Consider the following 11,616-nt stretch of genomic DNA (forward strand, 5'->3'; position numbering starts at 1 on the left):
TCTTCTCAGATGGACTTATTTAGTCAGATGGAAATAATAATTGTAAGATCAGTTTCATGGGAATTTCTGCGTAATCTGGGCGATACTTGAGTTCATGGTCTAGTGCTTCCACGGCTTTTTCCAAAATATAGGCAAACAGTAGTAGTTGTAGTTCTGCTTGAGTCTTTGGTAAAAAGGCATTTTTACTGGCAGTTGCTAAATAAGAATTGCAAAAAGCAGTACTTACCCAGATATACCAAAAATGCGCCCATTGCTCCATGAGGGGAAAGCGTTCGGAACGAACCATGCCAGTTTCCATCTCATAGCGCAAACCTTGATTCACAGCATAATAGAAGGATACCAACATTCCTGCTAGATCTCGTAAAGGCGATCGCTTGCGACGGCGTTCACTCAAGCTGCGAGCTGCTTTGCCTTCAAAATGAGTAATAATAAAGTCTTTACCAGTGTAGAGTACTTGCCCCAGATGGTAATCTCCGTGATAACGAGTCCGTAAGGCGATAATTTTTTGATTCACAATTAACTGGAAACGTGCCAAAATTTCTTGTTGGTTGTTGAGAACTTGTGCTGCTAACCCTTGGGTATGAGAGGGCAAGTGTTGTGTTCTTTCTCTGAGCAATCGAAAAACTCTGCCTGTGAGGTTGCGCGCATCTTGATAGATTGAACGTTGGTAAAACGATGAAAAAGGTTCTGGAGCAAAGTCGGGATGATCTGTATCTGTAGCCAAGGCAATATGAAGTTCAGCTGTGGATTTACCCAACATTTCCGCATTGGGAAGGTAAGAATTGATGGTTTGGGTAGCTAAGTCGGGAATATCAGTTCTTTGTAAATCCAGTAAAGAACCTGATGGAATGGGAACTTCGGTAATAGTTACTTGTTGTGTGGTGACGATATCAAAATAGTGACGCAGGGTATCAAGGGTGTAATCCCAGCCACTACGGGTATCTAAAATCAACTGTTGTAATATGCCTACTGTCATCGGTAGGACTTGATTGTTCCTTAATCTATTCGGGCGGCGGTACTCTAAAGCCCCTGCTACAGGTACAAAATGTTGCGCGCGTTTTTTCTCCCCCAGAAATCGCCGAATTTCTAAATCTGGGTGCATACCTTCGTCAAATTTACGGAACATTTTTAAACATAGGTTTTCTCCATAAACTATATAAGTATTTCCTTGTTCTTCTTCCTTGAGGACACTTGTTTCATGGTCGCTGTCCTGTGAGTATAACTGTGAAAATACATCAGTAGTTGTGGTAAATAATTCTCCTGTTATTCCCTTGTACAAACGATTATCCGCGATGGCATCTAACAATGAAGCGAGAAAGTTTTTATCTACCAAAGCATCAAATAAAATTCCCACTTCTGAATTATTAACCGGGGGACTTTCTTTTTGCACTTGCAAACGTGAAATCACAGCTTGGGGCATTTCTGTTAACAGGTGCATTGCTTGACTGCCTTCAGCATAACCTAGAAATAATAAATAGGTTTCCCGGTTTTTCTCGATATAATCTACCTGCAACCAAATCATTTCTGCTAAATGCTGATTGTATGGTATGGCAACACTTTCCAGAATTTGTACTGATTGCAAAGTTTGGGTTTTGCCGCCAAACCATTCACAGGTATAGAGGTAATCCCGCAGTGTTGATTCCAGAATTTCTTTTGTGTCCCGTTGGGAAATCACATTTTGCCAATGCTCATGAACAATTAGCGTGGTTAATTCGGCTTGGGGTTTAGGCGGTTGAGTTAAGCTATATTTACGTTTGAGGATAAACCAGTAAAATCCGTAAGGACCAAGACTGAGAAAATAAGGTGATTCTCCAATGGCGGGAAATTCCGTGTAACCAAAAATTTCCACTGGTACTAGTCCATTGAAGTATGATAAATCTAATTCTGCGGTTTGCACATAATGGGATAAATTTGCTACTACAAGAATATGTTCCTCCTCGTAGGTGCGGCTAAAAGCAAAAACTTTGCGGTTATTGGGATGTAATAGTTGAAAATTGCCTTTACCCAAAGCGTCAAATCGATTCCGTGTAGCAATTAATCGTTTCATCCAATACCAGAGAGAATTAAAGTTAGCCCGTTGTGCTTCGACATTTACCGCTTCATAGTGATATTCTGACTCGATGATCACAGGTAAATATAAGCGGTGCGGACTGGTGCGACTAAAACCAGCGTTGCGGTCCGAGCTCCACTGCATGGGAGTACGTACACCATTGCGATCGCCTAAATAAACATTATCGCCCATGCCAATTTCATCGCCATAATAAAGTACGGGTGTTCCTGGTAGCGACAATAACAAACTATTGAGTAATTCTATTTGGCGGCGGTCATTACCTAACAATGGTGCTAATCTACGGCGGATACCTAGATTCAATCTCATTACGGGGTCCTGGGCATAGACACGATACATAAAATCTCGGTCTTCATCTGTGACCATTTCTAAGGTCAATTCGTCATGATTACGCAAAAACAACGCCCACTGACAGTTATCAGGAATATGTGGAGTTTGTTGCAGAATATCTACAATGGGAAAGTTGTCTTCCATCTGTAGGGCGATAAACAAGCGCGGCATTAGGGGAAAATGAAAGTTCATGTGACATTCATCCCCGTCTCCATAATATTGGGCAGCATCCTCTGGCCATTGATTAGCTTCAGCTAATAGCATTTTGTCAGGATGTTTCGCGTCTATGTGCCCTCGCAATTTCTTGAGTAAAGCATGAGTTTCCGGTAGATTTTCGCAGTTTGTCCCTTCCCGTTCATATAAATAAGGCACTGCATCCATCCGTAATCCATCCACACCCATGAACAACCAAAAATCTAAAACCTCAAATACTGCCTCCCTCACCAGGGGATTATCATAATTCAAATCTGGCTGATGAGAGTAAAAACGATGCCAGTAGTAAGCTTTGGCTATTGGGTCCCAAGCCCAATTAGAGGTTTCAAAATCTTGGAAAATAATGCGCGCTTCTTGGTATTTTTCAGGGGTATCACTCCATACGTAAAAATCACGTTCTTGACTGCCTTTCGGGGCGCGGCGTGCCCGTTGAAACCAAGGGTGTTGGTCAGAAGTATGGTTGATAATTAACTCTATAATCACCCGGATACCGCGCCGATGGGCGGCTGCCAATAACTTTTTAAAGTCTTCTAATGAGCCATAAATAGGGTTAACACTGATATAATCGGCAATATCGTAACCATCATCTTTCAATGGTGAGGGAAAAAATGGTAGTAACCATATAGCAGTAATACCTAAGTCTTGCAGGTAGTCCAGTTTTTCTATTAGTCCCCCCAAGTCACCAATACCATCACCATTACTGTCAGCAAATGCGCGAATAGGCACTTCGTAAATAATGGCATTTTTAAACCATAGTGGGTCATTTTTTAAAATTACGTTGGGCATTTTATTTTTTCAAACTTAAAAATCTTCTTACTCCTATCCCGCGAAAAGATTACTTATATATTTTTTCTGTGGGTTCTAGAGTGCCTCTGTAGTTCCTTATGAAAAATTTAAGTGGTTTAACACTGGCAAGGGAGTAGCTAATTGACGCAGCAATGTCTTCATATAAAAAAATAGCCAAAATGACAAAATTATTTATCTGACATAAGTTAGATAAATAATTTTTACCCAGATTACTGCTTGTTTGGTATGAAACAACCTGGTACATTAATATTTTTTTATACTGGAATTTTCATCCCTATTTTGTTACTTTAGGAAAATAAAAATTACTAACTAATACATCTTACTGGATAACTTTGAATAAATTACAGTAAAATTTCTTTCATTCTGTTGTTTGTTGATTGGGCGTGAGGCAGGTTTGATTTACAAAATCACACTGATAAATATAAGGTTCTTGCCAACTCAAAGGAATTTGTAACAAGTCTCGTGTTCCTGTGATTCCTTGTCCCATAAATAGCAATAAGGCGATGCAGTTTAATATAATGTGAATCAACCGCCAACGATTAGACTTATCCTGATAAATATCTTGGAAAATAGCAACAGAAAATATCATCAGCAATGAAGCAGCAATTCCTATATAGTAATGTGACCAATACCACTCATTAGTCCGACGAAATACTCCATCCTGGCAACCAAGAATTACCAAACCAGCACTGGTTAACGTGGCAAAAATTCCCCGCCATAGACGGTGCTTTGCCCGGTAAAGAAATACTAAAGAAGCAATAGTTACAACCAACATTAATAGAATGAACACCACTGATAAAGGTGACTGAATCCATAATTGCTTCTTGACAATATTTTTGCCAATTGAGTAGGCTATTGCTATTAAGGATAAACCCACAACTGAACTTGTTAAATACTCGCCAAACTCTTTATGTTCTTTACCAACTACAGCCGGAATTTTGCTTTTATTTCCCGCCAAGGTTTGCAAACGACGCTGGCGAGTTTGCCAAGCAAAATTAACAACAATCCCTATCAAGGGAAAAACAAACACAACAGCTATGGCTGGATGTATCAGCCTGAAAAAATCTGCTATTTGCATAACACAATATCAAGTATGAATAATTTTGGTTTTTATTTTTAGAGTGTGCTTCAAAACTTTTTAATGGTGATGTTAGACAACGATTTATCTCTCCAGTTCCACGACCAAGCACCGACTAAATTGGTTAAACTCCCCCTTTTTAATGGGGGGGAATCAAAAAGTTTTTGATAGGTCTAGCGGGATTTTAAAAAAATCCTATATTTATAAAACCGCATAGCCAAAAGTAGCATTAAACTTACGACACCATATAGCCACAGATTTAAACTCTGCTAAATTCACCTGATCAGGTAAAGCATAACGTTGAGCACCACTTATTTTTTCTAATGCTGCAATGCTAACGTAATCTTTTTCTACAACACCATAGATGGGCGGTTTTTTAGAACGATGCAAAATCACAAATAAATCAGGTCCATTATCTGTTTTGAAACCTTGATCAAACGCTAGGTAACGTTTACCGTTTTCAGTAATTACATTTACTTTTCCTTGAGTCGGATGTTCTCCGTCCTGAAAAATTGCCGCATCAGTAACATCAACAGGATTAGCTATATTTGTTGCAGGTGGCATCTGGTTATCCACTTGATTTGAAGCTACCTCTGTGGTACAACCTAGGGTGATAATGGCAGTAATACCTAAAATTACTAAATGCTTCAGTCTCATAGCTGTAATATCTTTAGACAGATAAAGGATAATTTATACCTTTATATTTGACATAAGAATTTAGTAAAAATTTACAAATATGTGTGTTTCAGTATACTCTAAATATTATTTTCATTTGATAGATCTTATTTTTTACCTTAAATCCGTTAGTATCCTTTACTAGCTTTTTTTCAGACGTTTTGTCAACCCGTCAGGTAGGAGACCAAATTGATAGAGACAACTACTGAAAAACCCCCGAACATATCCGGGGGGTGTATATTTTTAGTTTCACAGAAAACTGACAACAAAAGCGTTCGGTATGAACCTCATAAATCAATTATGGTGATTATTACTGTAGCGAACCCTTGTACCTGCCCAAAGAAGCTTTTCTCGCAGCGTCTGATAGTAGGAATTGTTCTCACGCAAAACGATAAATTTCGCCCGATAATCAGCCATGCGTACATCAACCCGATGTCCTGGCCAAATTGAGGTAGATAATACCCCATCCATCCACAATTTTGTACTCAGCTCATAGTCTCCCAAAGGCCAAATGCTGACCACAGAACCAGGAGGTAAAACCAGGGGACGACTAGAGAGACTCATAGGACAAATGGGAGTGATGGTAATCGCCTCCATGCCATCGTGCATGATGGGGCCATTGGCAGAAACAGTATAACCAGTAGAACCGGTGGGAGTGGAAATAATTAGACCATCCCCCACATATTGATCGACCACCTCACTATCAATTTCCATTTCCAGAATAGAGGTGATCATGCGGTCAGCAGAGGCGGGTTTGACACAAAATTCGTTCAAAGCGAGGTAACATTCAGTCACAGGTTCCAAATTGGTACGATGACCTTCATACACTGCCGCTTGTAACATCATCCGCCTCTGGATAGCGTAGCGATCCTCAAATAGGCGATCCCAAATTTTCTCTGTATCTTGAAACTCATCTACTGACTCGGTTAAGAAGCCCAGATGACCCCCAACATTCACGCCCAGTATGGGTATACCAGCCGGGGCTAGATGTCTGGCACTGGTTAAAACAGTGCCATCACCACCGAGTACCAAAGCCAAATCAATTGGTTGACTTGCAGAAGCCAAAAATACCGGGTAAGGGTTATCTTTCGGCCCACTAGGTCCCATCAACACTTGACACTGGCGGTTTTCTAGTTGTTGAGCACAGAGTTCTGCCCAGCGCTTACTCTGGGAATCTCGTGCTTTATAAGCAATGATGACCTGCTTGAGTTGCACGCAAAATTACCACTTCAGGAGATTAAACTGCTCCATGTCAACGGTATCACGGTTGCGATAAATTGCCAGCACAATCGCTAAACCAACCGCCGCTTCAGCAGCTGCCACGGTAATCACAAATACTGTGAATACCTGACCCTTAATTAAAGTTGAATCAAGAAAGTTGGAAAATGCCATTAAATTAAGATTAACAGCATTGAGTAATAACTCAATTGACATCAACACCCGTACGGCGTTACGACTAGTAATTAAGCCATAAATGCCAATACAAAACAAAGCTGCTGCTAGTAATAAAAAATACTGAAGTTGCATGGATTTCCGTATCCCTATCGCAAATTTTACTCTTTGGTTTGCCCAACCACAGATACCAAGTCTCTGGGGCGCTCTGGCAAAGTCAGAACTGTTTGTGGCAGTTCGGATTGTGTTGGTTTTTCAGGCAAATACTCGCGACGAGCTAAAATGATGGCTCCCACCATGGCTATCAACAACAATACTGAAGCAAGTTCAAAAGGCAGTAAAAAGTCAGTGAAGAAATGTTCACCAACTATGACTATAGAACTTTCTACAGCTACAGGAGCAGGTGTCGAGTATGACCAAGGAGTTCCCAATACCATTGCACTCAACAAGGCAAACAATCCTAGACTGACCACCCCCGTGAGTACTTTCCGCAGTCCAGCACTGGGAAATGGTACAAAATCCTGGCGCTTGTTCACCAACATAATAGCAAACAAAATCAGCACGTTAACTGCTCCAACATAGACTAGTACCTGTGCTGCTGCCACAAAGTCACCATTTAGTAACAGGTAGATTCCTGCCATGCTGATAAACACGCCGCCCAGCATAAAGGCAGAATAGACAACGTTAGAAAACAGCACTACACCTAGGGCTGCTCCAATCATCATCACGCCCAATATGCCTAACGAAACAAACTGTACTCCTTCAGCTAGATTCACTTTTTCCGATCCTTTTTGATTTCCAATAAATGGTAACTGGTAATCGGTAATAACAATTACCCACGAATAAAGCCAAGGGTAAATAGAAATATGACGCCAAAAAGTGCAGAAGAGCATTAACTTTTGACTTTTTACTTCCGCGTCACAGCCCTAGCTACTTGTTTTTTCTGTTTGTTGTAACAATTCTTCTGGACGAGACCCGGCACGAGGCGCATCAGCAGGTAAGTCGTGAGGCTCCATGACACCCTTCGGCAAGTAAGCTAGTTCTCGCAGTGGGGTAACCATCGGGTCATTTGTGACTTTGTAAGGCAGACGACCTAGGGCTACGTTGTCATAGTTCAATTCATGGCGATCATAAGTGGATATCTCATACTCTTCTGTCATGGATAGGCAGTTAGTTGGGCAATATTCCACACAGTTGCCACAGAAGATACAAACTCCAAAGTCAATGCTGTAGTGTTTGAGTTTTTTCTTTTTGCTGGCTTTTTCAAATTCCCAGTCCACTACAGGCAGATTGATTGGACAAACCCTGACACAGACTTCACAGGCGATACATTTATCAAATTCAAAGTGAATCCTGCCGCGAAATCGTTCGCCAGGAATCAATTTTTCGTAAGGGTACTGTACAGTAACTGGGCGACGCTGCATATGGTCGAAAGTTACAGCTAACCCTTGACCAATGTAACGTCCGGCTTGTACTGCTTCTTTGGCGTAATCACCAATTTGTTTGAGGAACTTGAGCATTGTTAGTGTTTCTCTCTCTTTTCAATTCTGAATTTAAGGTTTTAGATCACATCTAAAACCTTAAATTGGTTTATCCGCCAAAGGCGACGGGAAAGGCAAGTTTCAGAGCTGCGGTTATTAGAAGATTAACCAAAGCGATTGGTAACAAAAACTTCCATCCTAAATCTAGCAGTTGGTCAATTCGCACCCGTGGTACTGTCCAACGCACCAAGATAGCGATAAACACTAGTACATAGGCTTTAATTAGGGTCATGACGATACCCAATGAAGCGGTTGCTACCTGCAACACGGGATTAAATTCACTGACTCCCAGCCAATTAGCTATTACATTAACGGGAATGGGAAAGTCCCAACCACCTAGATATAAAACTGCTACTAGTAGAGCAGAAAGCACTAGGTTGACATAGGAACTAAGGTAAAACAGGGCGAATTTCATGCCAGAGTATTCGGTTTGATAACCAGCAACAAGTTCTTCTTCCGCTTCGGGTAAGTCAAAGGGTAACCGTTCGCATTCTGCCAGGGCTGCTATCCAAAAAATTAGTAACCCCACTGGTTGGCGCCAAATATTCCAGCCGAGGATACCATAGCCAGACTGCTGGTTAACAATATCAATGGTGCTGAGACTGTTAGACATCATGACTACAGCCAACACGCTCAAGGATAAAGGAATTTCGTAGCTAATAGATTGGGCAGCTGCCCGCAAGCCACCGAGGAGGGAATATTTATTATTGGATGCATAACCAGCCATTAACAACCCAATGGGGGCAATGCTAGAAAACGCAATCCACAAGAAGATTCCCATGCCTACATTTGTAATCACAATATTTTGTCCAAAGGGGACAATCAGATAGGACAGAAATACCGGCAGTACAACTAAAATGGGTCCGATGGTAAATAGCCAAGGGTCAGCCTTGGCTGGTACGATGTCTTCTTTAAATATCAGCTTGAGACCATCGGCTACCGGAGCCAGTAAGCCAAAGGGTCCAATAAATTCTGGACCAATGCGCTGCTGTGCTGATGCCGAAATTTTCCGTTCTAACCAAACACAGACTAGCACCCCCACTGTTGCTCCAATGAGCATTAGTATCATTGGCAAGGGCATCCAAATGGCTTTGGCTGTCCCGGCTGGTATCCCTAAATCCATCAAGGATTTAATAAACGTTCCTTGGAGGTCAATTCCTGAGTTCATGTTTTCGCTCTTTAAGTCAAGTGAAGTATGAAGTGTGAAGTTATGAAGTATAAAATTTCAGCCTTCATGCTTCATTCTTTTATGCTTTGATGAAGACGCTTGATTGGTAGCTTGCGTGGCTTATCCAGAGATTTTTGCCAATTCTCATGCCTAGTATATCCTTGGATAGCTTGCGTGGCGTAGCCATTGGTTCTTAACTTTGAAGCTATACAAGAACTTCTACTTATGGTTAGGATTGAGATTTCTTTAGCTTGGCGGGGAAAGATAAGGCAGTGAATGAACAATCAATCTCCCCACAACTTTCTTATTTGTTTATCCCCGCTTCACAAAGCAAGATGAAGTGTCCGTTCACCTTGTGGCAAGGGTTATCCTCTGAGATACAGTCACAGTCACATGGGTGACAACGCTGCTGACTGCGAGAGAGCAATGGATCTTGCACCTTGCCATAACTAACTGCTGATTAGTGTGACTGGCAATCAAACTGAGAGTTAACGTTGGTCAATGGGGGTATAAGAAACCTCATGCTTACCGTTATAAACTTGGGTTGGTCGGAATATGCGGTTTTCTGCGAGCTGTTCTTTCCAGTGAGCGAGCCAACCTGCTACACGGGCGATGGCGAAGATTGGGGTAAATAAGTCTGTAGGAATCCCCATTTTTCTATACACCAAACCAGAATAAAAGTCAACGTTGGGATAAATGCCTTTGCCAGCCAATTTTTCCGCCACTACCCGTTCCATTTCTACGGCAATGTCATAGTACTTATCATGGCCAAACTTGGCAAACAATTTTTCTGCCAGGTTTTGTAGGACTGTGGCTCGTGGATCTTTCACTTTATAAACACGGTGGCCAAAGCCCATAATCTTCGCTTTGCGTTGCAGCAGGTCTTCTACGTAGGGACGCACATTTTCTGCTGTGCCAATTTCCTCTAACATCTGAATCACTTCTTCATTGGCTCCACCGTGCAGTGGCCCTCCTAATGTGCCCACGGCGCTAGCAACTACAGCGTAGGGATCAGTCAAAGTTGAAGCAGTTACCCTGGCACTGAATGTAGAGGCATTCATTGTATGCTCGACATGAAGGATCAAGCAGATGTCAAAAATTCTTGCCGCCAAAGGATCTGGTTCTTTCTCGTTGAGCATGTAGAGAAAGTTAGCGGCGTAGTCTAAGTCATCGCGAGGCTTTACGGGGTCGTTGCCTTGTCGCATCAACTGAAATGCCGCCACCATTGTGGGAATAGTTGCTAGCAGGCGCACTACGGCATCCCGAATATAGGCAGGATTGTGTAAGTCTCGGCGGGAATAGAATAACCCTAAAGCCGCAGCTGAGGCTTGTAGAGCATCCATCGGGTGACCGCTCTCCGGAAAGCATTTCATCATATCCCGAATACGATATTTTATCCGCCTGTGGTAGCGAATCTCATCCTCAAATGCTTTCAATTCCTCTTTACTTGGCAATTCACCCCAGATTAAGAGATAAGCAGTTTCCAGAAAGGAACTTTTTTCTGCCAGTTCCTCAACCCGGATGCCACGATATTCTAGAATTCCCTTTTGCCCATCAACATGACTAATACTCGATTGGGCTGCGGGAATGCCTTCTAAACCAGGCTTGTATTCGCACACCATCATGGCAACACCATTTGCTTGTTGAAATATCTGATGACGCTAACTTACCAGAAATGATTGTCGCCATAACAGTAGTCGATGTCGCAACATTCGATAAAAAAATGTTGAAAAGCTGTTAAAGCAAGTACCTGGGCGGTATCAACCAAAACATTTGACTACGACCCAGAGGTGAACCCATTTCTGGTAGTTTTATCCCGATCATACCTGTTTTTTTCAAGACTAAACTGTTTTTGACTTCCCCCCAAAGCAGAATTTCTGCCCAATTGCTCAGACAAGGTTCATGTCCTACCAAGGCAATTTGGCTTTTTTGGGCATAATTTTTGGGTTCTAACCACTCATTTAGCCACCGATGGATATGACCATTGGGAGCAAGATGGAAAGATTCTTCCCAGTCGGTGCTGAGTTTATTTGCTACGAGGATTTCAGCCGTTTGCCGGGCCCGTACCAAGGGGCTGGTGAGAATAACATCAAACTGCAAACCCAGTTTTTTAATTTTACGGGCAACTTTTTCGGTTTTTTGCCGTCCTTTTTGTGTGAGCCGTCTATCTTCGTCTTTAATATCTGGTTGCTTTTCTTCGGCAATACCATGACGAATTAAATACAATTGCATTTGTTGAGTTATGTGAGGTTAGGTAAAGCTAGGTAAAGCTCTAGGCGCTGGTTTTTAGTTAAAAATTTACTGCCAAAGAGTGTATTTTTTAACTCTGAGATCAATTTCCTGG

The 11,616-nt window shown here is 41.8% G+C and carries 10 protein-coding genes; all 10 read right to left on the reverse strand.

Going from position 1 to position 11,616, the window contains the following annotated elements; translation table 11 throughout:
* Window positions 1-19: 19 nt before the first annotated feature.
* Complete coding sequence (gene treS / locus NWP25_RS16880) at window positions 20-3,397, reverse strand: maltose alpha-D-glucosyltransferase (protein ID WP_280652707.1); 3,378 nt, start codon at window positions 3,395-3,397, stop codon at window positions 20-22.
* A gap of 379 nt (window positions 3,398-3,776) precedes the next feature.
* Entirely contained in the window at window positions 3,777-4,496 is a 720-nt protein-coding gene (locus NWP25_RS16885; protein WP_280652706.1) for a DUF4079 domain-containing protein, read from the reverse strand.
* Between the two features lie 201 nt (window positions 4,497-4,697).
* Window positions 4,698-5,153 carry a DM13 domain-containing protein gene (locus NWP25_RS16890; protein ID WP_280652705.1) on the reverse strand — a complete coding sequence of 152 codons (456 nt, stop codon included), beginning with the start codon at window positions 5,151-5,153 and terminating at the stop codon, window positions 4,698-4,700.
* Window positions 5,154-5,465: 312 nt separating this feature from the next.
* Window positions 5,466-6,386, reverse strand: coding sequence for an NAD(+) kinase (locus NWP25_RS16895; protein ID WP_280652704.1), 921 nt, complete (start codon window positions 6,384-6,386; stop codon window positions 5,466-5,468).
* A gap of 6 nt (window positions 6,387-6,392) precedes the next feature.
* Window positions 6,393-6,698, reverse strand: a complete 306-nt coding sequence (gene nuoK / locus NWP25_RS16900; protein WP_006199065.1) for an NADH-quinone oxidoreductase subunit NuoK — start codon at window positions 6,696-6,698, stop codon at window positions 6,393-6,395.
* Window positions 6,699-6,724: 26 nt separating this feature from the next.
* Window positions 6,725-7,339, reverse strand: a complete 615-nt coding sequence (locus NWP25_RS16905; protein ID WP_280652703.1) for an NADH-quinone oxidoreductase subunit J — start codon at window positions 7,337-7,339, stop codon at window positions 6,725-6,727.
* A 150-nt stretch (window positions 7,340-7,489) separates the two neighbouring features.
* Window positions 7,490-8,083, reverse strand: coding sequence for an NAD(P)H-quinone oxidoreductase subunit I (ndhI, locus tag NWP25_RS16910; RefSeq protein ID WP_280652702.1), 594 nt, complete (start codon window positions 8,081-8,083; stop codon window positions 7,490-7,492).
* A gap of 70 nt (window positions 8,084-8,153) precedes the next feature.
* Window positions 8,154-9,272: an NADH-quinone oxidoreductase subunit NuoH gene (gene nuoH, locus NWP25_RS16915; RefSeq protein ID WP_280652701.1), complete on the reverse strand. Its 1,119-nt coding sequence runs from the start codon at window positions 9,270-9,272 to the stop codon at window positions 8,154-8,156.
* Between the two features lie 488 nt (window positions 9,273-9,760).
* A complete protein-coding gene (locus NWP25_RS16920) occupies window positions 9,761-10,897 on the reverse strand; it encodes a citrate synthase (RefSeq protein WP_280652700.1) in 1,137 nt (378 codons plus the stop codon).
* A gap of 112 nt (window positions 10,898-11,009) precedes the next feature.
* A complete protein-coding gene (gene sixA, locus NWP25_RS16925) occupies window positions 11,010-11,504 on the reverse strand; it encodes a phosphohistidine phosphatase SixA (RefSeq protein WP_280657312.1) in 495 nt (164 codons plus the stop codon).
* Window positions 11,505-11,616 lie beyond the last annotated feature (112 nt).

Origin of the sequence: Umezakia ovalisporum Ak1311 (assembly GCF_029891685.1) — a bacterium.
Classification (GTDB): domain Bacteria; phylum Cyanobacteriota; class Cyanobacteriia; order Cyanobacteriales; family Nostocaceae; genus Umezakia; species Umezakia ovalisporum.